This window comes from Mycobacterium sp. pR1184 (assembly GCF_041287235.1).
Classification (GTDB): Bacteria; Actinomycetota; Actinomycetes; order Mycobacteriales; family Mycobacteriaceae; genus Mycobacterium.
In genome coordinates this window covers 126665-147786 of the sequence record NZ_JBGGKR010000015.1, presented here as the reverse complement: position 1 = coordinate 147786, position 21122 = coordinate 126665, and the positions used below count along the sequence as shown (strand labels likewise).

The 21122-nt window shown below is 65.9% G+C and carries 21 protein-coding genes and 1 pseudogene; 12 read left to right on the top strand and 10 right to left on the bottom strand.

The genetic code is table 11. The features are described 5' to 3' along the window. The first annotated feature begins 49 nt into the window (after nucleotides 1–49). Nucleotides 50–832: a methyltransferase domain-containing protein gene (locus ACAG21_RS23680; RefSeq protein ID WP_370498696.1), complete on the top strand. Its 783-nt coding sequence runs from the start codon at nucleotides 50–52 to the stop codon at nucleotides 830–832. On the opposite strand, the gene ACAG21_RS23675 is transcribed toward ACAG21_RS23680, so the two are convergent. The 3 genes from ACAG21_RS23675 to ACAG21_RS23665 form a co-directional block, all read right to left on the bottom strand. Beyond that, nucleotides 829–1488, bottom strand: a complete 660-nt coding sequence (locus ACAG21_RS23675; protein ID WP_370498695.1) for an SRPBCC family protein — start codon at nucleotides 1486–1488, stop codon at nucleotides 829–831. The genes ACAG21_RS23680 and ACAG21_RS23675 overlap by 4 nt on opposite strands. 99 nt (nucleotides 1489–1587) lie before the next feature. Next, entirely contained in the window at nucleotides 1588–2991 is a 1404-nt protein-coding gene (locus tag ACAG21_RS23670; protein ID WP_370498694.1) for a wax ester/triacylglycerol synthase family O-acyltransferase, read from the bottom strand. Nucleotides 2992–3005: 14 nt separating this feature from the next. Next, nucleotides 3006–4253 (bottom strand): alpha/beta hydrolase family protein, encoded by a 1248-nt coding sequence (locus tag ACAG21_RS23665; RefSeq protein WP_370498693.1) that lies wholly within the window; start codon nucleotides 4251–4253, stop codon nucleotides 3006–3008. Between the two features lie 166 nt (nucleotides 4254–4419). On the opposite strand from ACAG21_RS23665, the gene ACAG21_RS23660 reads away from it, so the two are divergent. From ACAG21_RS23660 to ACAG21_RS23650, 3 genes and pseudogenes are all read left to right on the top strand, one after another. Continuing rightward, entirely contained in the window at nucleotides 4420–4680 is a 261-nt protein-coding gene (locus tag ACAG21_RS23660; RefSeq protein WP_370498692.1) for a hypothetical protein, read from the top strand. 202 nt (nucleotides 4681–4882) lie between these two features. Further along, on the top strand, nucleotides 4883–6007 hold the full coding sequence (locus tag ACAG21_RS23655; protein ID WP_370498691.1) for a hypothetical protein: 1125 nt from the start codon (nucleotides 4883–4885) through the stop codon (nucleotides 6005–6007). A gap of 22 nt (nucleotides 6008–6029) precedes the next feature. After that, nucleotides 6030–6668: pseudogene (locus ACAG21_RS23650) on the top strand (dienelactone hydrolase family protein); the annotation flags it as partial. A 75-nt stretch (nucleotides 6669–6743) separates the two neighbouring features. On the opposite strand, the gene ACAG21_RS23645 reads toward ACAG21_RS23650, so the two are convergent. Continuing rightward, nucleotides 6744–7028, bottom strand: coding sequence for a DUF1876 domain-containing protein (locus tag ACAG21_RS23645; RefSeq protein ID WP_370498690.1), 285 nt, complete (start codon nucleotides 7026–7028; stop codon nucleotides 6744–6746). A 257-nt stretch (nucleotides 7029–7285) separates the two neighbouring features. Here ACAG21_RS23645 and ACAG21_RS23640 point away from each other — a divergent pair, with 257 nt between their 5' ends. Next, on the top strand, nucleotides 7286–7993 hold the full coding sequence (locus ACAG21_RS23640; RefSeq protein ID WP_370498689.1) for a TetR/AcrR family transcriptional regulator: 708 nt from the start codon (nucleotides 7286–7288) through the stop codon (nucleotides 7991–7993). 122 nt (nucleotides 7994–8115) lie between these two features. Further along, entirely contained in the window at nucleotides 8116–8955 is an 840-nt protein-coding gene (locus tag ACAG21_RS23635; protein ID WP_370498737.1) for a polysaccharide deacetylase family protein, read from the top strand. A gap of 80 nt (nucleotides 8956–9035) precedes the next feature. Here the strand turns inward: ACAG21_RS23635 and ACAG21_RS23630 are convergent, their stop codons facing one another. Together ACAG21_RS23630 and ACAG21_RS23625 are read right to left on the bottom strand one after the other, a co-directional pair. Further along, nucleotides 9036–10109, bottom strand: a complete 1074-nt coding sequence (locus ACAG21_RS23630) for a permease (protein WP_370498688.1) — start codon at nucleotides 10107–10109, stop codon at nucleotides 9036–9038. Beyond that, nucleotides 10102–11748, bottom strand: coding sequence for an acyl-CoA synthetase (locus ACAG21_RS23625; RefSeq protein ID WP_370498687.1), 1647 nt, complete (start codon nucleotides 11746–11748; stop codon nucleotides 10102–10104). The genes ACAG21_RS23630 and ACAG21_RS23625 overlap by 8 nt, the downstream gene beginning before the upstream one ends. Before the next feature lie 102 nt (nucleotides 11749–11850). Between ACAG21_RS23625 and ACAG21_RS23620 the strand changes: the two genes are divergently transcribed. Then, entirely contained in the window at nucleotides 11851–12705 is an 855-nt protein-coding gene (locus tag ACAG21_RS23620; protein WP_370498686.1) for an SGNH/GDSL hydrolase family protein, read from the top strand. Continuing rightward, nucleotides 12702–13367: a DedA family protein gene (locus tag ACAG21_RS23615; RefSeq protein ID WP_370498685.1), complete on the top strand. Its 666-nt coding sequence runs from the start codon at nucleotides 12702–12704 to the stop codon at nucleotides 13365–13367. Before ACAG21_RS23620 ends, ACAG21_RS23615 begins: the two co-directional genes overlap by 4 nt. 11 nt (nucleotides 13368–13378) lie before the next feature. Here the strand turns inward: ACAG21_RS23615 and ACAG21_RS23610 are convergent, their stop codons facing one another. Beyond that, complete coding sequence (locus ACAG21_RS23610; protein WP_370498684.1) at nucleotides 13379–13999, bottom strand: TetR/AcrR family transcriptional regulator; 621 nt, start codon at nucleotides 13997–13999, stop codon at nucleotides 13379–13381. Between the two features lie 155 nt (nucleotides 14000–14154). On the opposite strand from ACAG21_RS23610, the gene ACAG21_RS23605 reads away from it, so the two are divergent. Continuing rightward, a complete protein-coding gene (locus tag ACAG21_RS23605) occupies nucleotides 14155–14586 on the top strand; it encodes an anti-sigma factor antagonist (RefSeq protein WP_370498683.1) in 432 nt (143 codons plus the stop codon). 14 nt (nucleotides 14587–14600) lie between these two features. Beyond that, entirely contained in the window at nucleotides 14601–15695 is a 1095-nt protein-coding gene (locus tag ACAG21_RS23600) for a glutamate--cysteine ligase (RefSeq protein ID WP_370498682.1), read from the top strand. Nucleotides 15696–15700: 5 nt separating this feature from the next. Here ACAG21_RS23600 and ACAG21_RS23595 read toward each other — a convergent pair whose 3' ends face one another. The 3 genes from ACAG21_RS23595 to ACAG21_RS23585 all read right to left on the bottom strand — a co-directional run bounded on the left by ACAG21_RS23595 (nucleotide 15701) and on the right by ACAG21_RS23585 (nucleotide 18284). Further along, nucleotides 15701–16465: a sulfite exporter TauE/SafE family protein gene (locus ACAG21_RS23595; protein WP_370498736.1), complete on the bottom strand. Its 765-nt coding sequence runs from the start codon at nucleotides 16463–16465 to the stop codon at nucleotides 15701–15703. A gap of 80 nt (nucleotides 16466–16545) precedes the next feature. Continuing rightward, nucleotides 16546–17478 carry a catalase family peroxidase gene (locus tag ACAG21_RS23590; RefSeq protein ID WP_370498681.1) on the bottom strand — a complete coding sequence of 311 codons (933 nt, stop codon included), beginning with the start codon at nucleotides 17476–17478 and terminating at the stop codon, nucleotides 16546–16548. Between the two features lie 17 nt (nucleotides 17479–17495). Next, a complete protein-coding gene (locus tag ACAG21_RS23585) occupies nucleotides 17496–18284 on the bottom strand; it encodes an SDR family NAD(P)-dependent oxidoreductase (protein ID WP_370498680.1) in 789 nt (262 codons plus the stop codon). A 103-nt stretch (nucleotides 18285–18387) separates the two neighbouring features. On the opposite strand from ACAG21_RS23585, the gene ACAG21_RS23580 reads away from it, so the two are divergent. Continuing rightward, nucleotides 18388–19317, top strand: a complete 930-nt coding sequence (locus tag ACAG21_RS23580; RefSeq protein WP_370498679.1) for a LysR family transcriptional regulator — start codon at nucleotides 18388–18390, stop codon at nucleotides 19315–19317. Between the two features lie 219 nt (nucleotides 19318–19536). Continuing rightward, on the top strand, nucleotides 19537–21102 hold the full coding sequence (locus tag ACAG21_RS23575; protein WP_370498735.1) for a long-chain-fatty-acid--CoA ligase: 1566 nt from the start codon (nucleotides 19537–19539) through the stop codon (nucleotides 21100–21102). Nucleotides 21103–21122: the final 20 nt, after the last annotated feature.

The window sequence follows — 21122 nt, the reverse complement described above, 5'->3', positions numbered from 1 at the left end:
GAGTTTACACAATCAAGATTGTGAAAACTAGGAAGAACGGGGAAAAGCCATGGCTCCCATGTCAAGTCGCGCCGACGACAGCGTTGCGGGCCACTGGTTGCTGGCGCGGCTCGGTAAGCGAGTCCTTCGCCCCGGCGGTGTCGGGCTCACCCGCACGATGCTCGCCGGCGCCGACCTAACCGACGCCGACGTCCTCGAGCTCGCCCCCGGTCTCGGCCGCACCGCCGCCGAAATTCTCACCCGGGCGCCACGGTCGTATGTCGGCGCCGAACAGGACCCCGACGCTGCCGAAGCGGTACGTGACGTCATCGCCGGATCCGGGACGGTCCGGGTCGCCGACGCCGCGGACACCGGATTGCCCGACGCCAGTCGCGATGTCGTGATCGGCGAGGCGATGCTGACGATGCAGGGCGATGCCACCAAGCACGCCATCGTCGCGGAGGCCGCGCGCGTGCTGCGACCGCGCGGTCGTTACGCGATCCACGAACTCGCACTCACCCCCGACACCGTCTCCGAGGAGATCAGTACGGAGATCCGGCAGGCCCTCGCCCGCTCGATCAAGGTGAACGCCCGCCCGCTGACGATCGCCGAATGGTCGCGGTTGCTGTCCGACCACGGACTGGTCATCGACCGGGTCGTGACGGCACCGATGGCGCTGCTGCAACCACGACGGGTGATCGCGGACGAGGGGCTGATCGGTGCGCTGCGCTTTGCCAGGAACTTGCTGCTCAATCCCGACGCACGCAAGCGAGTGTTGGCGATGCGCAACACGTTTCGCAAACACCGCGAACGACTGACCGCCGTCGCGATCATCGCGCGTAAGCCGGATTAGCGGGCGTGGCTGTGCGCGACGCCGGACGCCGTCTCCACGCGGTGTTTGATGCCGAGCAGCAAACCCCGCGTGCCGAAGGCCACTATTGGCCTGGCCAGTTCCATGGCGAACACCGCGCCCGGCCGGCGTAGCCCGATCCTGACGCGGGAAAGGAGCCGCACCCGGTCTTCCCAGTGCGGCTGAACGTGGAACGACCACACCACATCCGAGACCGGATTCGATGTCGTGGCATGGAGCACCAGGTACTTTTCGGGCACGATCTCAGTGACGCCGAACGTCACTCCGTCGGGCTGACCCAGCCAGCCTTCGGGAGCCAGGCGAACGGTGTCTCCCACCGCGAGCTGTTGCCACTCCGGGTGCACTCGATCGGTGTGGTGGTAACCGAGACCGATCGCGTTCATCGCGCCCTCGCAGCCATAGAAGCCGGCGCGGTCCTGGCCCATCTGCAGCAGCCATGGCCAGACCGCTGCCGTGGGGGCATCGATGTAGATCGCTTCGGTGGACTGGATGGCGGGATCGGCGACCAATCTGTCGCCGGGCAGCAGCATCCGGCATTCCGCTTTGGTTGTGCCCCAGTTGCGGTAATAGCGTCGGGCGCCGTACAGGAACGCCAGCAGCGCCGCTGCTTTGGTGATCGGTCCGATCAGATGCGTCATGGGGTTTCCACCGATCTTGTGCGAATGGTTCGCCCTACTGGTCGATCTGACCACGTGTGCTTGCGTACCGGTAGGGACCGAAGTCCCCTTTGCGCGACGTCAGCGCATGCCCAGGGCGGATTCGAGTTCGGCGAGGCATTGCTCCGTCAGCGGTATCAGCGTGTCGATATCCGAGACGACATCACGACCGGCCGCGTAGCCGAACCCGATGCGGTCGGAGTACGAGCAGGTCGTGACGTTGAGCGCCATCCCGTCGTAAACGGTCGACACCGGATAGATCTCCTCGATATGCGCGCCGTTCCAATACATTTCAACCCGAGGACCAGGCACGTGCGAAATCGGGAGGTTGAACCCCGTCCGTATCTTCGGCGTGAACGGCAGTAGCGGAGAAATGACAGTGGCGGCGATGCTGCCCGCATTCGTCAGTAGTGATGCCGCCGATCCCCGTTTCGCGACCCATCGTTTACCCTCCGACATCGACCGGTGAATCAGTCGCAATCGCGCGACCGGGTCATCCAAGTTTGTTCCCAACGGGCATAGCCAAAGCCCAAACATGTTGCCGTGCTGGTCATTTGATGGATCAACATTGCGATCGCGCACCGTGATCGGACAGACACCAACCAATGACTGTTCGGGTATTTCACCGCGGTTACCCAGCCAGAGCCGCACAACTCCGGCGACCATGGCGGTTACCACGTCGTTGGCGCTGACCCCCGCCGCCTCCTGCACCGCCTGGATACGATCCTTGGCCCAGCTGCCCGCGCAGACCGCCCGCTCGTTCCCGAGCCGGCCGTTGAACCGGGTGTAGGGCGCCCCGAAGGGCCACCCGGTCGTGTAACCGACGAGGCCGTCCATCAGCGTCGAAAGCTCTCCGGTGACGACTCGTTCGATCAGACCGAGGCCCGATGTCGTGGTGTCGACCAGCGTCCGTAGCGGCGCGGTCAGACGAGACACCAGTCCCGGCGACGCGTGCGGGGACGAGGATCCGTCGCGGTGATCGGCGTAGAAGGGCGGCATCGACCGCCGCTTCGGGTCGCTGCTCAAGGCATCGGCGATCATCCGAAGACCGGCCACACCGTCGATCAGGGTGTGATGCACCTTGATGTAGAACGCGAATCGACGATCCTCGAGACCATCGATCAGATAGGACATCCACATCGGACGGGACCGGTCGAGGCGTTCTTCATCCAGCTCGCCGATCAGTCGCCAGAACGCGTCGTAACCCCCAGAGACGGTGCGGCGCAAGCAGTGTCGGCTCACATCGAGCCGCTCGCTGTCGCGCCACACCCAGATGCCCGCGGTGTCGATACCATGATGCGGGTATCTGCGAAGCCGGGGATCTATCGATCCGTTCGCGGCGAGTGTTTCCCGATACAGTTCGTCGACATAGCCGGGTCCGGCATCCGCGGGTGGTGACAGGATCAGCACGGCGCCGGCATGCATAGGGCTCGACACCAATTCGGCGGCCATCATCGCCACATCCAGCGGATCCAGCGGATGCATGTCAACCTCCGCAACTAGGCAGGGCGGTCGCGCTGCGTGGCTGTTCCGTCCAGCAGGCCGGACTGCAGCAATGCCTCCCACACAAACCGCTGCACGGGTTGTGAGCGGAAGAATCCGGTGTGACCGCCGCGGTACCAGACGATCTCCGGTTTACCCCAGTGCTGCCAGAGGCGGGTCACCTGCTTGCGGGGATGCACCACGCGGTCGGCGATGCCGGCGTAGATGAAGCGACCCCTGGCGGGCACCAAAGGAGTGAGCGACAACGGCGAGACCATGCGCCCAATGGGTTCGGCCAACTCCATCGTCTGCCGGCGAGGGTCGTCGTGGCTGAGACCCGAATGGCGCCACAACAATTCGACCAGGTCTGCAACGGGCACACCGAGGATCGCGCAGGTGAGGCCCTTGTCGAGGCTGGCCACCAGCGACGCGATGTAGCCGCCGAGCGAAAGGCTGTTCAACCCGATCAGCGATTCGGGCTCCTGCAAGCGAATCCAGGACAACAGCCGCCGGATATCCCATACCGCCTGAGCCGTCGCATGCACGTCGTCGAGCACATCCTCCCCCGGAAACACCGCCCCCTTGGGCAAGCCGCGCGATCGGGGCCCGTGCATCGGAAGAACCGGCATCACCACGTTGAGTCCGAGTTCATCGTGCAGTTTCCACGCCCGGAACAGAGCGAGATCCAATGCAGCACGCCCCATTTCGGTGCCGTGGATACATACCAGCCAAGGGCGTGGCTGCGGATGGCGCAGCAGCAGCGCGTACTCGCGATTGTTCGCCGTGTAGCTCATCCATCGTTGCGCACCCGGTTCACCCGAACGCGGTGCGTACCCACTGTCGAAGAAGATGCGCTGAAATGAGCGCCTGCGCCCCTTCACCCGTCGGATCTCGACGTCGGAAAGCACTGGTGGCTGACCGAAGAACCCTCGCGGCTTATCCAGCCACCCCTTGTCCCCGTAGAACTGGACCGCGTCGATCACCTCGCGGGTGATCCGCTCGAACACATCGGGCCGGCTGATCGGGCGGCGCGCCTTCAGACCCACCAAGACGACCTCGTCGCGAAAGGCTTGTGCCGTCAGCGCGATGGTGGGCCGCGCGATCGGGAGTTCGTCCGACGCACGACCGAGGTAGTCGCGCCACGACCGGGTGACGTACTGGCCGGTATGCACGAAAGGGGTGATGGCCTCCGCCAAGGCAGCACCGGGCACGCTTCGATGAGAAGCGGCCGGCTGCTGTGCGTCGTCGCCGGTCGGCGTAGGCATGACGGCACGCTAACACCGTCTGAGCTCCGTCCGTTAGGGACCTAGGGCCCGTTGCGGATCCCGAAAGTCCAGCTGAGACAAAGGACTTTAGTCACTCGTGCTGACCCCCGAAACGTCGTACCGTCGTGGGCGTCCGCAAGACTTTGTTTCGAGTAGGAGTGGGACCATGACAGAGGCACCGGCAAAACCCGAGCCGCGCTGGGCCGAACTATCTGACGACGTGCTCGAGTCGGTCGAAAACGGCCGCAAGCAAGCCATCGAGGCGGTACGCAAGTTCGTCGATCAGATCAGCCCTGTGCTTCCGGAGCAGTCGCGACGCAAAACCGTTGTCGACGCCGCACTGGACTTGGCAGAGGAATTGACCACCGCACGAATCGAATTCTTCCGCAGTGTGGTGCACAGCGCCGCGGAGGCCACGAGTAAGTAGCGGTCGGATAAGGCGTTGGCCGGGCGGTTGCGATCCAACTGCCCGGCCAACCGCGTTCTCGGCCGGGTATCGCCGCCCACCTGACCCAACCACACCACGGGACTTAAGGCCCTCATCAGGGGGCTAATGGCTCTGGCGGGGTCGCGGTCGTCCTTCATACGTTGACCAGCAGTAAACAAAGACACAACAGCGAAGGTGCGACATGCGATCCGAACGTCTCAAGGGGCTGGTCAAGGCGCAAGGCCCGTTCGCCTCGGTGTATTTCGACGACTCGCACGACACGGCAGGCGCGGTCGAGCAACTCGAAGCGACGTGGCACGAAATCCGCAAACACCTTGAAAACATCGGTGCGGGAACCGAACTCATCGGCACACTCGAGGAAGCGGTGCTCAACCACCGCCCCGCGGTGGGGCGGCGCGGCAGGGCGGTGATCGCGACCAGCGACCAGGTGCTGATCGACGAACAACTCAGCAGCCCACCCCCGAGCACGGTGGTTCGCTTCTCGGATTACCCCTACGTCGTGCCGCTGATCGAAGGCGAGATGCGGCAACCGGTTTACGTGTTCGCCGCGGTCGACCACACCGGCGCCGACATCAGCCTCTACGACGGCACCACCGTCACATCCTCTCGCGTCGAAGGCGCCGGATACCCGGTACACAAGCCCGCCACTGCCGGCTGGAATGGCTATGGCGATTTCCAACACACCACCGATGAAGCTGTTCGGATGAACTGCCGCGCCGTCGCCGAAAAGTTGACCCGGCTGGTGGACGACGCCAACGCCGAGGTGATATTCGTCAGCGGCGCGGTTCCGGCGCGCGCAGATCTGCTCGCCGAGTTGCCGGAACGAATTGCGCAACGGGTCTCGCAGTTGCACGGCGGGGCCCACAAAGGCCGCGCCGACGAAGAAGAGGTCCACGAGGCGACCGCGGCGGAGTTCGCTCGGCGTCACGGTCTCGAAATGACGGACATCGCAAGCCGATTCGAAGCCGAGATCGGGCGCGGATCCGGCTTGGCAGCTCAGGGACTCGCCGACGTGTGCGCGGCACTGCGAGACGGCGACATCGACACACTGATCATCGGCGAACTGGACGATACCGTCGTGGTCACCGGCCGAGCGCTCACCACGATCGCGCCCGATGCCGACGCGTTATCCGAACTGGGGGAGCCGGTGGAGCGCATCGCACGGGCCGACGAGGCGTTGCCGTTCAGCGCAATCGCGGTCGGCGCCTCGTTGGTCCGGGCCGACGGCCGGATCGCACCCAACGACGGAATCGCCGCGTTGTTGCGCTATGCCGCGACCGACCGCCTTGCCGGCCGGCGACCCTAGGATCGGGCGGATCACCATGATAGACAAGGAAATCCGAGTGGCCGTCGGGCCAGCCTCCGTGGCTGGCCAGCTCACCATTCCCCCGCACCCCAAGGGTGTCATCGTGTTCGCGCATGGCAGCGGGAGTAGCAGGCACAGCCCCCGCAATCGCTATGTCGCCGAAGTACTCAACACGGCAGGGTTCGCCACGGTGCTTTTCGACCTGCTGACACCCGAAGAAGAACGCAACCGGTCCAACGTCTTCGACATCGGGTTGCTCGCGCACCGGTTGATCCACGTCACGACCTGGCTGGCCGCGCAGCCCGACACCGCGTCATTGCCGGTGGGGTACTTCGGTGCCAGCACCGGAGCGGGCGCCGCCCTGGCCGCGGCCGCGCATCCCGGTATCAAGGTCGCCGCGGTGGTGTCGCGGGGCGGGCGGCCCGATCTGGCGGACGGGTTGCTACGCAAAGTGGAGGCGCCGACCCTGCTGATCGTCGGTGGGCACGACGAGACGGTCCTCCTGCTGAACCGGAAGGCGCAGGCCGCGATCCGCGCCAAGTGCGAAGTCGCCGTCGTTCCCGGTGCCACTCACCTGTTCGAGGAACCAGGCACACTCGAGCAGGTCGCGACGCTGGCCCGCGACTGGTTCCTCAATCACCTCGATCCGGCGGCGCCCTGAAGTTTTTGAAAGCGGCGGTCCCGGTAAGGGTAGGAGGAGTCCGGGACCGCCGCGGCATTCGGTGACGGGCCCGGCTTAGTGGTGCAGGCCCGTAACCGGCTCGTGGGTGCTGGCCTGAATATCGGTTGACGTCACGGCCAGCAGCTGATTCGCCAAGTCGGACAACGCGCGCGCAATGGCGAGTTCGTCACCGATCCGGGCCACCGGCTCGTCCGCCGGATCGAGCCGTGCCAGCCCAATCCCGACGAACTTCCTACCCGCCAACGACAGTCGTGCCTTGGCCCGGGTCCGCTCTTCGTGTTCTTCGATCAGCACGTCGACGCGGCAACTCTTCTTCGTGTCGTCACTGTCTTTCGTCATCAGCAGTCGTCCTGTCCGCCCAGCTGGCACCTCGTTGATCGATGTATAGATGACCATCACCGGTCGGGCGGGAAGTAGGGGCGGAAGTCCCGAGTCGCAAGGTAGTTTGTAGTCTTGCGCCGGCCTTGCTGCTGCCCCTTTCGCCCGGGTCGACGAATGAATCGACAGACAAGAAATGTTGAACTTAATCGACATTATTATTGGTTTTAATCGACAATTTCCCTGGCATATATCGATGCACCCCTAGGGTATGTGCCGTGTCCGACCCCTCGGCCTACAGCGGGTACGCGCATGCCTCGCGCGGCCGTCGGGCGTCGCATCACTCGGGAGACGACCGCGAGAAGGCCATTCTCGCCACCGCCGAGCGGCTCTTGGAAGAGCGGCCATTAGCCGACTTCTCCGTCGACGATCTGGCGAAAGGCGCCGGCATCTCTCGGCCCACCTTCTACTTTTATTTCCAGTCCAAAAATGCGGTGCTGTTGTCGTTGCTGGACCAGATGAACACCAAGGCGCATGCGGCGCTCAAGTCGCTGCGCGCCAAGCTGACCGGCGATCCGGCCACGCTGTGGCGCGACCGCATCGAGGCGTTCTTCGAAGTCTCGGGATCGCACCCGGCGGTCGCCGTGGCCGGCGCCTCGGCCAAGTCCACCAACCCCGAAGTCCGGGGGTTGTGGTCGACGTTGATGCAGACGTGGATCTCGTTCACCACTAACGCGATCAAGGCCGAACGTGAGCGCGGTGCGGCGCCGGACACCATCTCGGCCGAGGATCTGTCCATCGCGCTCAACATGTTGAGCGAGCGCGTGATGGCCGCGACATTCACCTCCGAGGAACCGTCGATCCGAGAAGACCGGGTGATCGACACGCTGGTGCACATCTGGCTGGCCAGCATCTACGAAGACGGCCTCACCGCGGCCGGCGACGCCGCCTGGCGCCATGAGGTCGCCCGGCTGCGATCCGACTAACCCCGAAGGTCACAAGTTCATATCTGCCGGCGACACTCGACGGTTACGCGCAGGATTGCCGGGACGGCCAGCTTAGCCTTGCAAAGGTCTGAACTGGATCAAGGAGTGCACTCGTGACCGAATTGGACCGGCGGCGGTTCTTGGTCGCGGTGGCGGCAACCGTTGCGGTGACCGGGATCTCGTGGTCGTCCGCCGACGGCCCCAAGGAGACGGTCGCGCGCGCCGACGTTCTGGGATCCGCGCCGAACCCGGTGACCCCGCCGCCGCCCAAGTTGCTGCCCCCGCCCGGCCCGGCCTCGCGGGTGACGCTGCCCGGCGGCGCGGTGCTCAGCAAGCTTCCCGGCAACGGAGATCTGTTGGCCTGGACGGTCGATGACGGGGTCGACACCGATGTGGTGCGGCTCTACACCCAGTTCGCCAAGGACACCGGCGTGCGGCTCACTTATTTCGTCACCGGCGTTTTCAAGTCCTGGACGGAGAACGCACCGCTGCTGCGGCCGCTCGTCGAATCCGGACAGATTCAGCTGGCCAACCACACCTGGACACACCCGGACTTGACGAAGCTGTCGCCCAAGCAGATTGCCGACGAGCTCAAGAGCACCGACGTGTTCCTGCGCGATACCTATGGCGTGGACGCCGCACCGTACTTCCGGCCGCCCTACGGCCATCACAGCGCCGTGGTCGACGCGGTGGCCGCCGACCTCGGCTACCAGGTACCCACGCTGTGGAATGGCGACTTGCGGGATTCCGCCTTGCTTTCCGACGACCAGGTCGTCAAGATGGCCAACCAGTACTTCACACCGCAGACCATCGTGATCGGCCATCTCAACCACGCACCGGTCACCCGAGTGTACGGGCAGCTGGTGGAGATCATCCGGGCCCGCAAGTTACGCACCGTCACCCTCAACGACGTTTTCCTGCGTCCGGAAATCCCTTACCAGACACCGAGGTTCGCTAGCTAACCGCTCGTATCAGCCGGCCTGCTGCTCCTTCCCGACCGGGCACGCAATTTGCCCGCCTCTGAGCGACAACACCTGACGCCTCACAACACGCTCAGCACACCCGCGCCGAGTAACCCCATCGTGACGACCGTGCCCGTGGCGGTCGCGATCGCCTTCCATCCGAAACTGCGGGCGACCATCGCCACACCGGGGATGCTGATCGCGGGAAGCGTGATCAGGAGTGCACCCAGCGGCCCCGACGAAACGCCCAGCAGCGCCAGGCTCTGCAGGATCGGTATCTCCCCCGCCGTCGGAATGACAAGCAGTGTGCCGATAACCGCCGCGAGCACCACGATCAGCAGACCGTGGTGCGACGGTTGCGTCAACGTCACCAGCCAGCCCCGGCACGCCCCGACGACCAGCACCATGATCGCGTATTCAGGCAACAGGACCAGGCACAGGCACAGCAGGGAGCGCACGAATCTGCTTGCAGGCCCGGCAGATTCATCGTCATGAGGTGTGATCACCTCGGCCGCGGGTGGTCCGGAGCCCCGCGCGCCGGTGACCAAACCCACCGACACGGCCACGCAGATCACCGTCGCGATACCGACGACCGCCCGCGTCACCGTCCATTGCCAGGGAGCGACGAAGAACAGGAAGACGAGCACCGCGGGATTCAGTAATGGGTTCCCCAGCCAGTAGGCGATAGCGGCGGCGCGCGTCACGCCGGTGCGCCGCAACGTGACAGCGACCGGCGCGGCGCAGCACGTGCACATCATCGACGGCATGCTCGCGACTCCCCCGGCCAGTGCACTCGAGATCAGCCCGCGCCGGTTCAACAACCGCGGCAGCCACGCCCGCGGCACCAGCGCCTGAACCGACGCGCTGATCAGCAGCGCCACCACCAGTGCCGGCCAGATCGCGGCGAAGTACGCGTGGAAGAAGGTCGTGGCCGCATGCCACGTCGGAGCGTCCCCGGCGCGCACCCCACCGACCGTGAGGATGTTGGAGCCCGACCAGTGATGAGTCCGCTGCGCCTTCAACGCTTTGGCAAGGTATGGCGTCCACTTCGCCCAGAGCAGCCCCACCACGAACACAGCCACCGTGACCAAGACACCCATCGCGATGCCCGCGCGGCCCTGGATCTGGCGCGGCACCCAGGCCCGTTCAGACATCTTGTGCCGCTTGAGCTTTCGCCCACCGGTAGTCGGCCTTGCCGGACGGCGATCGTTGCAGGCGGTCGCGGAAGACAATCGCCTTGGGCAGCTTGTAGCGGGCGATGTGGCGGGCCGCCTCGGCGAGGATGCTGTCGGCCATTTCTTGCTGCGAGGCCTGTTCACCGTCGGCCAGCGCGACGATCGCGACGACCTCGTGTCCCCATCGGGTGCTGGGCCGGCCGGTCACGACCACGTCGTACACCGACGGGTGCTCGGCGATCGCGGCTTCGACCTCTTCGGCGAAGATCTTCTCGCCGCCGGAGTTGATCGTCACCGAATCGCGGCCCAGCAGCTCGATCTCGCCGTCGGCGAACCAGCGGGCCCGATCCCCGGGAACCGAATGCCGGATGCCGTCGATCACCGGGAAGGTCCGGGCGGTCTTCTCCGGGTCGCCGAGGTAGCCCAGCGGTATCAGGCCCTGCTGGGCCAGCCAGCCGATTTCGTCGTCGCCGGGCGACAGAATCCGGGTCATGTCCTCGTTGACCACCACCGCGCCCGGGTTCGGGGCGAACCGGCCGCTGCCGCCCTGCTGCCGGCTGGACACCTGCCCCATCTGGTTCCCGGACTCCGACGATCCTCCCGCGTCCAGGATCGTCAACTGCGGCAGCAGATCGAGGAATCGCTGCTTGAGCGGAGCGCTGAGCGCCGCACCGCCGGTGACCAGGATCAGCAACCCGGACAGGTCGTAGTCCCCGGACTCGAGCGCGTCGATCAGCGGCCGCCCGAAGGCGTCGCCGACGAACGACAGCGACATCACGCGTCCGGCGCTGGCCAGCGCCCACGCTTCGGCCGGATCGAAATGGGTGGTCGTCGGGGCCATCACGAACGGCCGCCCGCTGCACAGGTTGATGAACGCCGCCCACTGTGCCGCGCCGTGCATCAATGGCGCGCACGTCATCGACCCGGGCCCGCCGGGACGCGAGCGTTCGACGATGTCGTCGAGGCTGGTCACCGGGTCGCCACCGAACGGCGGTCGCCCGCCCATGGCGTTCATGTAGATGTCGTGCTGGCGCCACAGCACCGCCTTGGGCATCCCGGTGGTGCCGCCGGTGTAGAGGACGTAGAGGTCGTCGGGTGACAACGTGAGGTCCAGCGGCTCGTCGGACATCGAGGCCAGCAGTTCCTCGTACCGCACCGCGGAGGGCAACGGATCGTTCCCGGACTCGTCGTCGACGTGGATCAACCGCATCGACGGCAGTCGATCCATTGCCTCGGCAAGGGTCGGCGCGAACCGCGCCTGGTACATGACCGCGTCCGCGCCGGCATTGCCCAGCAGATAGACCAATTCGTCGGCGACGTAGCGATAGTTGACATTGAACGGGGCCACCCGCGCCTTATACGCCCCGAGCATGCCCTCCAGGTACTCGTTGCCGTTGGCCAGGTACAGGCCGAGATGGCTCTGACCGGATTCGTGCGGCGCCAGCTCGTGGCGTTCCCGGCGCACGCCCAGTCCCCAGGAGTTCAGCGCCCGGGCGAGCCGACGGGCCCGTTCGTCAGTTTGCGAGTAAGTGAATCGTCGGTGACCAAATACAATGCAGTCGCGATCGGGATTGGCGGCAGCCACAGCCGAGAACACTTGGGCGAGATTGAATTCCACTAACTCTCCTCACGCCGCGCGGTCCGGCGAGAGTCACGCTACAACAGCGTTTCGCGGCGGATGTCACGCACTGGAAATAGCAACGGGTTTAGTCTCGGCATCGTGTACGGAGCTATGCGGGCCGGATACTGCAGGTTCGTCGCCCTCGGCGACAGCCAAACCGAAGGTCTTTGGGACGGTGACGAAACTACCGGCCTCTTAGGCTTTGCCGATCGACTCGCCGTCATGCTCGATACCCTCTACCCCGGGTTGCAGTACGCCAACCTCGCGGTCCGCGGCAAAAAGCTCGGCGACGTCCTCACGGAGCAAATTCCACCCGCCCTGGCGATGAAGCCGGATTTGATCACCATCTGCGCCGGGATGAACGACGTCATCCAGCCTGGACGACAATTCCCGCGGGCGCTGGCCGAGCTGGACTACGTTTATGCCGCGCTGGCCAGATCGGGCGCGACGGTGGTCACGACGACCTTCCCGAACGTCGCTCAATTCCTGCCGTTCGGCCGCATCGTGTCCAAACGGCTGGCCCGGATGAACAACGCGATCACCGTCGCCGCCGGCCGCTACGGATTCAAGCTGATCGACCTGTACAACGCGGCCTCGATGCGCGATTGGGACACCTGGAGTTACGACCGCGTGCACGCGTCCCCCAAGGGTCATATCCTGTTCGCCGCTGCGGCCGCCGAGGCCCTCAATTTGCCTGACAGCAGCCATGATTGGGCCGCAGCGCACCCCAATCCCACGCAGTTGTCCATCGCCGACGGCGCCTACGGCAAGCTGCGCTGGACGCAAGACAATTTCTTTCCCTGGTTGTGGCGACGGATGCGCGGCCTGTCCGCGGCCGACGGCCGATTCCCCAAACGCCCCGAGCTGGAACCGGTCAGCGGGCCGCCCGACGCCGCGCTCAGGGGTGACATTGCGGCACAGGGCGGACGTCAGTCAGGCATCCTTGAGCCATGAACGTCGAGGCTTTGCTGCAGTCCATCCCGCCGCTCGCGGTCTACCTCGTGGTCGGGGGTGTGGTCGGAGTGGAAAGCCTGGGTGTCCCGCTTCCGGGAGAAATCGTTCTGGTCAGCGCGGCGCTGATGTCGTCGCACCACGACCTTGCCGTCAACCCGATCGGGGTGGGGGTCGCCGCCGTGATCGGTGCGGTGATCGGCGACTCGATCGGCTACTCGATCGGGCGCCGGTTCGGCATGGGCCTTTTCGACAGGCTGGGCCAGCGCTTCCCGAGGCACTTCGGCCCGGGCCACGTCATGCTCGCCGAGCGGTTGTTCGACCGCTGGGGAATCCGGGCGGTGTTCTTCGGGCGCTTTATCGCCTTGCTACGGATCTTTGCGGGGCCGCTGGCCGGCGCGCTGAAAATGCACTACAAGCGCTTTCTGGCCGCCAACGTGTCCGGCGCCATCTGCTGGGCGGGTGGCACGACCGCGCTGGTCTACTTCGCGGGCATGGCCGCCGAACGATGGCTGGAGCGGTTCTCCTGGATCGCCCTTGTCATCGCGATCATCGTCGGCCTGATCGCCGCAATCCTGCTGCGCGAACGCACATCCCGCGCGATCGCCGAACTCGAGGCCGAACACGCGCAAAAGAGCGGAACCACGGCCGCCGACGCTGCTTGATGGCGCGCGAGCTAGCCGGTCGCCTCGCCCAGCTCGAGCACCGACGGCGGCCGGTGTTGCTCGATCAACACAACGGCCATCTTCTGCGCGCGCCGAGCGGCTTCCAGATCGCCCACGGCCGCCAGAATGATGGCCCCTTTCATCAGGATGTGCCATGACGAGGCGAAGTCCTCGACATCGGTGAGCCCGGCGGCCAGCGCCCGGCGCCGCACGATGTCGCGGACGTGGTCGATGTGCGCGATGCAGGCCTGCCCGGCGGGGTGATCGGCGCCCAGCTCGAGCAGCACGTTGATGAACGAGCAGCCTTCTAAGCCGTCGCGAAGATGAAACCACTCGTGCATCACGTCGAAGATCGCCAGCAGCTGTTCCTCGGGCGTCGTGCCGAGCTGCTCCGACTGCGCCTCGATCAGCCCGTGCGTCCAGATCTGTTCGCGGCGCTCCAGCACGGCCAGCACGAGGTCGTTCTTCGTCGCGAAATGCCGGTACAACGTCGCCTTGGCGACACCGGCGCACTCGATCACCTCATCGGTGCCGACCGCACGAATCCCACGCCGGCTGAACAGCTCATATGCCGCATGCAAGATCCGTTCACGGGCAGACGGAGCGGCCGGCACGATGTCGGAATTTTCCATATTTAGGCTTACGATACTCTTAACCATCACATGTAGACAGACCGCTCTGTCTCGTTATACAAAGGAGATCCGCGCACTTCGCGGAAAGTCTGTCTTCAGACACTAGGACGGACATCCATCGCGGCGCCGGCGGCGCCCGTCGATTAGGAGTCCCCATGAAGACAACTGCAGATCATGCTCCCCCCACGTCGGGCCCGCGGCTGATGCTCAGCACCCGACTGGTCTACGAGCTTGGCGACCCACACAGCACGCTGCGGGCGACCACCGATCGCCGCGGCGCGGCCGTAATCATCTACGCGGGCGGCGAGATCGACGCCTGCAACGAGCAAACCTGGCGCCATCTGGTCAACGAAGCAGCCGGCGTCGTCGCGGCTCCCGGCCCCCTGATCGTCGACATCACCGGGCTGGATTTCATGGCCTGCTGCGCGGTCGAGGTACTGGCCGATGCGGCAGCAGCCCTGCATCGGCGCGGAATCGAATTGCGGCTGGTCAGCCCGCAGCGGATCGTTTCCCGAGTCGTCGACGCGTGCGGGCTCAGCGGCATGTTGCCCGTTTACCCGACGGTGGACTCAGCGCTGGCTCGTTAACGCCCGGGGGCTGGATGCATCACCTACCCAGCTTTGGCGTGGAGGAGGAATTTCTCCTCGTCGACCCGGAAACGGGCGAACCGGCCCCTTCCAACAGCGAGGTGGCCGCGCAGGCCCAACGTCGGGGCATCGCGCTGCAGCTGGAATTGAGCAGCTGCCAGGTCGAAACCACGTCCGGCGTGGCCGCGAGCAGCGCCGAACTGCATGCGGAACTCGCCCAGCTGCGGCGCACGGCGGCGCAGGCGGCCGAGGCCAGTGGAGTACGGCTACTGGCCCTGGGGCTCCCTCCGGTCACACCCCACGAGTTCCCGCTCACCGACACCGAGCGTTATCGGCGGATCGGGGAGGAGTTCGGGATGATCGCGCACGAGCAAGGCATCTGCGGGTGCCACGTGCACGTCGAGGTGCCCAGCCGGGCAGCCGCCATCAAGGTCAGTAACTGGTTACGACCGTGGCTGCCGTCTTTGCTTGCGCTGTCGGCGAATTCGGCGCTGTACCGCAATTCCGACACCGGCTATGCCAGCTGGCGCAGCATCCTGTGGCGACGCTGGCCGGCCGCCGGGCCGCCGCCCTTCTTCGCCTCACCCGAGCAGTACGACCGCACCGTGCGGATGCTGCTCGACAGCGCAGTGATCCTGGATCCCAAGATGATCTATTGGGACGTGCGCCCGTCGGCGAACTTCCCGACGGTCGAGGTGCGGGTGGCCGATGTACCGGCGACGGTCGAGGAAACGGTGCTGCTGGCCACGCTGATCCGGGCCGCGGTGATGACGGCGCTGAACGTGGCCGGCCGCGGCGACGACGGCGGCCGATTGCCACCGGCGGCGATGCGGGCGGCGTATTGGAAGGCCGCCCACGACGGGCTGTCGGGACACCTGCTCGACCCGGCGAACCAGCACCGTGCGGTGCCGGCCCGTCAGCAGCTCGATGCCCTGGTGCAACGGGTGCGTCCGGCGCTCGACGAACTCGGCGAATACGACCGCGCCGTCGCCGAACTCGACCGCATCCTGGCGCAGGGCAACGGGGCGATGCGGCAACGCAAGATCTGGCAACAGCGCGGCGACATGATGGACGTCATCGACCACGCCGCCGCTGCCACCGCGGGCTGACGGGCCTACACAGCCAACAGGCGATACAGCCCGATCAGCCCTACCACCACGATCGTGGAGCGCAATGCGTTCGGCGACAGGCGGCGGCCGTATTTCGCGCCGACCAATCCGCCGACCAGCGAACTCGCGGCGACGATTGCGGCCACCGACCAACTGATGCGCTCCGAGGCCACCAACGTATAGCCCACCGCCGCAACAATATTCACGACGAGGGCCAACAGGTTCTTCGCCGCGTTCATGCGCTGCATCGAATCCGGCAACAGCGCGCCCATCACGCCGACCAGCAAGATGCCTTGCGCGGCGGTGAAGTAGCCGCCGTAGACACCGACGGCAAACGTGCCGAACACCAGCAGCGCCATCCGCGCCGGCGAGACGTGTTCGGCCGAACGCCCTTGGGCCTGCGCCCTGCGGCGCGCCCAGGATTGAATCCGCGGTCCGGCCACCACCAGCAGCAGGGCCAGCACCAGCAGCGCCGGCACCACTTCGATGAACACCTGCTCGGGCAGGTGCAGCAGCAAGTACGCGCCCAGCGCGGCACCGGCCAGCGACGCCGGGATCTGCCAACGCAATCGATCCCACTGGCCATCGAGCTCGGCGCGGTAACCCCAGGTGGCCGAGACGCCGCCGGCGACCAGACCGACAGCGTTCGACATCGTGGAGGTGACCGGCGGATAGCCGAGGGCGACGAGGGTTGGGAACGTGACCAATGTCCCCGATCCGACGAGCGCGTTGATTGCGCCGGCGGCGAACCCGGCCAGGCCGATCAACATGACATGCGAAGCCAACACTTTCAAAAACACTAGCCGGACAACGCATTGCGCCGGCAATCGTGCAGCTCGGCGCGTTTCTGTCAGGCCGGAGGCGCTTCGGAGCCGCGGCCCACACCGGTTCGCAGCTTGACCGACGCCGAATACGCGAGGCTTCGGAAATGCAGCACGGGGTCATCGGAGGGTTCGATGCCGTCGGTGACTCGCATCGGGTCGAAAACGACGATGTCGCCGTCGTGTTCGCGCTCGGTATCGAGCCCGGTGATTTCCAGGGTGCCCACGGTGACCGTCTCGGCGCTTCGCCACGGCGCCGACGGATCGACCGTCGAGTCCTGCGGGCCGGCGATCTGCACGCGATAGTCGAACCGGACCGGACCTTGTGCCAGACGCGTATTCAGCTCGTCGGTCAGGAAGTCCGGCGCCGCACCGCGGGCATCAGCGCCCGACAGATAGCTCTCGCCTGCGGCCGGGATCAGATGGTAGCGAACAAATCTGGCGTTCCCGTCGGCACTGATCCACCGGAACGCGTGCAGGCCGTGGTACTCGATGGTGGCGTAGCTGGCCGGCACCTTGTTGGCATCGCGCACCACCGGCAACGCGCCGAGCAGTCGTGGATGGGTGAGGAAGTACTTGGCCATGCGCAGTGGGGTCGTCAGGCTGGGCCGCATCGCCTTGAGCAGATCGACGAAACCCTCCGGCTTGCTGGAGACGAACAGCCGCGCCGTCTGGGTGGACACGTCGGTGGTGGACCCATCGGGCAGGGTGAACTTCACCGCCATCCCGCGCACTCCCGGCGAGCCGTCGGGTTGCTTCGGGTTGCCCGATCCGTTGGAGAACCGAACCAGCGCCGGAACCGTCGACCCGTCGAGGTGCTTTGCCCGGGACAGCGTTGCCCCATCCCGGGTGGCGGTGAATGTACCGCGGTACAGCGTGCCTTTCGCGTGCAATGCCCGAGCGCCGGGTTGGGCGCCCCCGGTACCTCGAATCGCCTCGATCGCATCGTCAGGAGTGACCATGCGCGAATCTTAAGTCGCTACTCGGGAAAGCCGAAGAGTTTGACGACACCGTGATCGCGACCCGCGGTGTAGCCGCCGTCGACGGCGATGGCCTGGCCGCTGACGAATGACCCGTCGAGTGAGAGCAGGAACGCCGCCATGGCCGCGACCTCGTCGGGCCGGCCGAGCCGTTGCAGCGCGTGCTCCTGCGTGATCGAGGCCAGCGGGCCCTCCATTCCCGGCAGGCCGAAAACGCTCTGGGCCATCGGTGTGTCGATGAAGCCGGGACAGATCACGTTCGCCCGAATGCCGCTCGGGCCGTAATCGAGCGCAATGTTCTTGGTGAGCAGCACAACTCCGCCCTTGGCGGCGTTGTAAGAGCTGCCGCCCGCGGTGCCTTCCAATCCCTCGATGCTGGCGACGGTCACGATCGAGCCGCGTTCACCGTCGACCCGGTCCTGCTCGATCATCTTGGCCAGGGCCGCCTTGGCGACCAGGAAGGTGCCGGTGAGGTTGATCCCGATCACCCGGTCCCACTCCGTGCGGTCGAGCAGATGGACCGGGCCGCCGCCGGCAACGCCGGCGGCGTGGAAGACTCCGTCGAGGCGGCCGGGCACCGCGGCGAGCACGGCCTGGATGGCCGTTTCGTCGGTCACGTCGGCCGTGACGAAGTGGAAGTCGGGTCCCAAGTCGGGCGGAGATTCCAGGTCGGCCCCGATCACGGTGCCGCCTTCGGCTATCAGGCGCCGCGCGGTAGCCAGGCCGATGCCCGACGCCGCACCCGTCACGACGAAAGTGCGATGACGGGCGCGATCAACATTGACCATGTGTTGATTCCTTCATCCGAGGGTTTGCCCAGCAATGGTTACATACGTTGTCATCGCGATTCTGCTAGGCCATGACTCCCACTGTCGCACTAACATTTTCCGTGTGGAGTTGCGTCATCTTCGTTATTTCGTAGCGGTCGCTGAGGAGCTGAATTTCGGCCGGGCCGCGAAGCGCTTATGCATTGCCGGACCGTCACTTTCGCAGCAAATCAAGGTCCTCGAGCGAGATCTGCGGGTACGCCTGTTCGATCGCGACCGGCGCTCGGTCACCCTCACAGCAACCGGAGCGGCGTTGCTTCCGTCGGCCCGCACGCTGCTCGATCAGGCAGATCAGTTGCGCCGGTCGGCAATCGGGTTGTCGTTGGCCGAACCCGTGCGGATCGGCTACGCGCACTGGCTTCCCCCGGACCTGACCGATCGGACCTCGGCGGTCGCCAAGGTGCACATCGACACATGGGTGCTGCCGTCGCACGCGCAGGTCGCCCGGGTGGCCGAGGGCGGCATCGATCTGGCGATTTGCGGGGTGCGCTCCTCCGACCTGGACCGGCACGGCCTGAGCACGCATCTCATTGGCGCCGAGCAGCTTTACGCCGTCAGCGTCGGATCGGATTCCTCCCCGGTCGAGGCGTCCGACGCGGTGGTGCTGCTCGACGCCGACTCCGGCAGCTGGTTTTCGTGGAACCGCTACGGGGAGCAGTTCGCCCGGGAGACCGGCGCTCGCACGGTGCGAATCAGCGACGGGGGACTGGCTGCCCCAATGTTTTTCGAGCATGTGCGACGGCTGGGCCGACCGGTGCTCGCCTCCCCCAAGGCGCAAACCGTCGCGTTGCCGGCAGATCTCGTGCAGCGCCCGATCGTCGCACCCGCGCCTTTTTGGACGTGGTCGCTGGTATGGCGGCGCATCGAGAACCGCGAAACCGTGCGTGGGGTGATCGACGCGCTGACGGCCGAAGCCGAAGTGCCCGACCTGGACGAGGCCTGGCTGCCCTTCACCGATCCCTACCGGTCGCGAATCACCTTGGCAACCGCCTAATTACGCGGCTCATGCGGTGAAGCGGTAGCGTCGGTATTTCCCGAGAATCGACTTCCCGGTGGCCGGGGGCCGCACACCCGGCGCGGTTTCCTCGCGCGTCGGGATATGGCGTGCCGGGACGGCGGCTCCTACTCTCCCGAAACTCGTCGCGGACAGGGTGACTACCCTTGGCTTGACTGAACCCGGGGACCCAGGAATTTTTCGATGAGCGGAGAAGCGATGCCACCAGCCGACGTCAACACCGGCACGAGGGAGACGCTCGTCGGCATGGTCGAGCAACACGCGGCACGCCGACCCGACGACGTCGCGATCCACTTCGGCGAGCGGCAGTGGTCGTGGGCACAGTGGGCGTCGCGGATTCGCCAGACGGCCGGGGCGCTGCGGGCCGCGGGTTTGCGGCGCAGCGAGGTGGTGGCATTCCTGGACAAGAATCACCCCGCTTGTCTGGAAACCCTGCTGGCCGCCACGTCGATCGGCGCGGTGGCCACGATCGTCAACTGGCGGGTGATCGGCGACGAGCTGGTCCACGTGCTCAACGACAGCGGCGCGCAGGTGCTTGTCGTCGGCGCCGAGTTGGCGCCGACGGTCGAGGCGATCCGCGCGAAGATCCCCGGCGTGCAGCGTGTCATCGTGGTGGGCGGCACCGAGGACGAATACGAATCCTTGCTCGCCGCAGCGTCACCCGTCGAGGTCGATCCCGAGATCGCCGACACCGATGCCGCGATCACGATCTACAGCTCCGGCACCACAGGTCGCCCGAAGGGTGTTCAGCTGACCCAGCGGGCGCTGGTCAACCACATCATCAATCTGTCGCCGCCGTTTCCGTTCTCCGACGGCGACGCCAACCTCGTTGCCATGCCGCTGTTCCACGTCGGCGGTATCGCCTATGCGTTCTTCGGCATCCGGGCGGGCGCACCGACGTTCCTGACCCGCGAGCCCGAGGCCGCGACGCTGATCGGCGCCGTGAAAGCCGGTGCGACGCATGCGTTTTTGGTGCCGCCGGTGATCGCCAGGTTCCTGGACGCCGGCGAGGCCGCGATCGGCGCGATGTCGGGTCTGCGCTACCTGGTCTACGGAGCGGCCCCGATGCCGGTGCCGCTGCTGCAGCGCGCGCTCGCGGCCTGGCCCGAGATGAACTTCGTGCAGGTGTACGGACAGACCGAGCTGTGCGGCGCGATCACGGCCCTCGACGCCGACGACCACCGCAATTCGGACCGGCCCGAACTACTCATGTCGGCCGGAAAAGCCGCTCAGGGCAACGAGATTCGCATCGTCGATCCGGAGTCTGGTGAGCAGCTGCCACACGGCGAGTCCGGTGAGGTCTGGGTGCGCAGCGATCAGCGCATGATCGGCTACCTGAATCGGCCCGAAGCCACCGCCGACACCATCACCGCCGACGACTGGCTGCGCACCGGTGACATCGGACGCCTCGACGCCGACGGCTACCTGTTCATCGAGGACCGGCTCAAGGACATGATCATCACCGGCGGCGAGAACGTGTACGGGCCCGAGGTGGAAAGCGTGCTGCTCGAGCATCCCGGGATCGCCGACGCCGCGATCATCGGCGTACCCGACGACCAGTGGGGCGAGTCCGTCAAGGCGATCGTCGTCGCCCCCGGACTGGAACCCGCCGAGATCATCGAGTTCTGCCGCCAGCGCATGGCCGGTTACAAGTGCCCGCGGACGGTCGATTTCGCCGACGAGCTGCCCCGCAACGCCAGTGGCAAGATTCTGAAAAACCAGCTCCGCGAACCATATTGGAAGGATCGCGCCCGCAAGGTATGACGCCGGCTGCACGATCCATC

Bases quoted from the DNA above. Each gene is read 5' to 3' on its own strand.
- ACAG21_RS23680 (WP_370498696.1), top strand. From the start codon at position 50: ATGGCTCCCATGTCAAGTCGCGCCGACGACAGCGTTGCGGGCCACTGG.
- ACAG21_RS23595 (WP_370498736.1), bottom strand. From the start codon at position 16,465: ATGTTGATCGGCCTGGCCGGGTTCGCCGCCGGCGCAATCAACGCGCTC.
- ACAG21_RS23585 (WP_370498680.1), bottom strand. From the start codon at position 18,284: ATGGTCAATGTTGATCGCGCCCGTCATCGCACTTTCGTCGTGACGGGT.
- ACAG21_RS23575 (WP_370498735.1), top strand. From the start codon at position 19,537: ATGCCACCAGCCGACGTCAACACCGGCACGAGGGAGACGCTCGTCGGC.
- ACAG21_RS23670 (WP_370498694.1), bottom strand. From the start codon at position 2,991: ATGCATCCGCTGGATCCGCTGGATGTGGCGATGATGGCCGCCGAATTG.
- ACAG21_RS23675 (WP_370498695.1), bottom strand. From the start codon at position 1,488: ATGACGCATCTGATCGGACCGATCACCAAAGCAGCGGCGCTGCTGGCG.
- ACAG21_RS23610 (WP_370498684.1), bottom strand. From the start codon at position 13,999: ATGGAAAATTCCGACATCGTGCCGGCCGCTCCGTCTGCCCGTGAACGG.
- ACAG21_RS23630 (WP_370498688.1), bottom strand. From the start codon at position 10,109: ATGTCTGAACGGGCCTGGGTGCCGCGCCAGATCCAGGGCCGCGCGGGC.
- ACAG21_RS23615 (WP_370498685.1), top strand. From the start codon at position 12,702: ATGAACGTCGAGGCTTTGCTGCAGTCCATCCCGCCGCTCGCGGTCTAC.
- ACAG21_RS23605 (WP_370498683.1), top strand. From the start codon at position 14,155: ATGAAGACAACTGCAGATCATGCTCCCCCCACGTCGGGCCCGCGGCTG.
- ACAG21_RS23655 (WP_370498691.1), top strand. From the start codon at position 4,883: ATGCGATCCGAACGTCTCAAGGGGCTGGTCAAGGCGCAAGGCCCGTTC.
- ACAG21_RS23660 (WP_370498692.1), top strand. From the start codon at position 4,420: ATGACAGAGGCACCGGCAAAACCCGAGCCGCGCTGGGCCGAACTATCT.
- ACAG21_RS23645 (WP_370498690.1), bottom strand. From the start codon at position 7,028: ATGACGAAAGACAGTGACGACACGAAGAAGAGTTGCCGCGTCGACGTG.
- ACAG21_RS23590 (WP_370498681.1), bottom strand. From the start codon at position 17,478: ATGGTCACTCCTGACGATGCGATCGAGGCGATTCGAGGTACCGGGGGC.
- ACAG21_RS23665 (WP_370498693.1), bottom strand. From the start codon at position 4,253: ATGCCTACGCCGACCGGCGACGACGCACAGCAGCCGGCCGCTTCTCAT.
- ACAG21_RS23600 (WP_370498682.1), top strand. From the start codon at position 14,601: ATGCATCACCTACCCAGCTTTGGCGTGGAGGAGGAATTTCTCCTCGTC.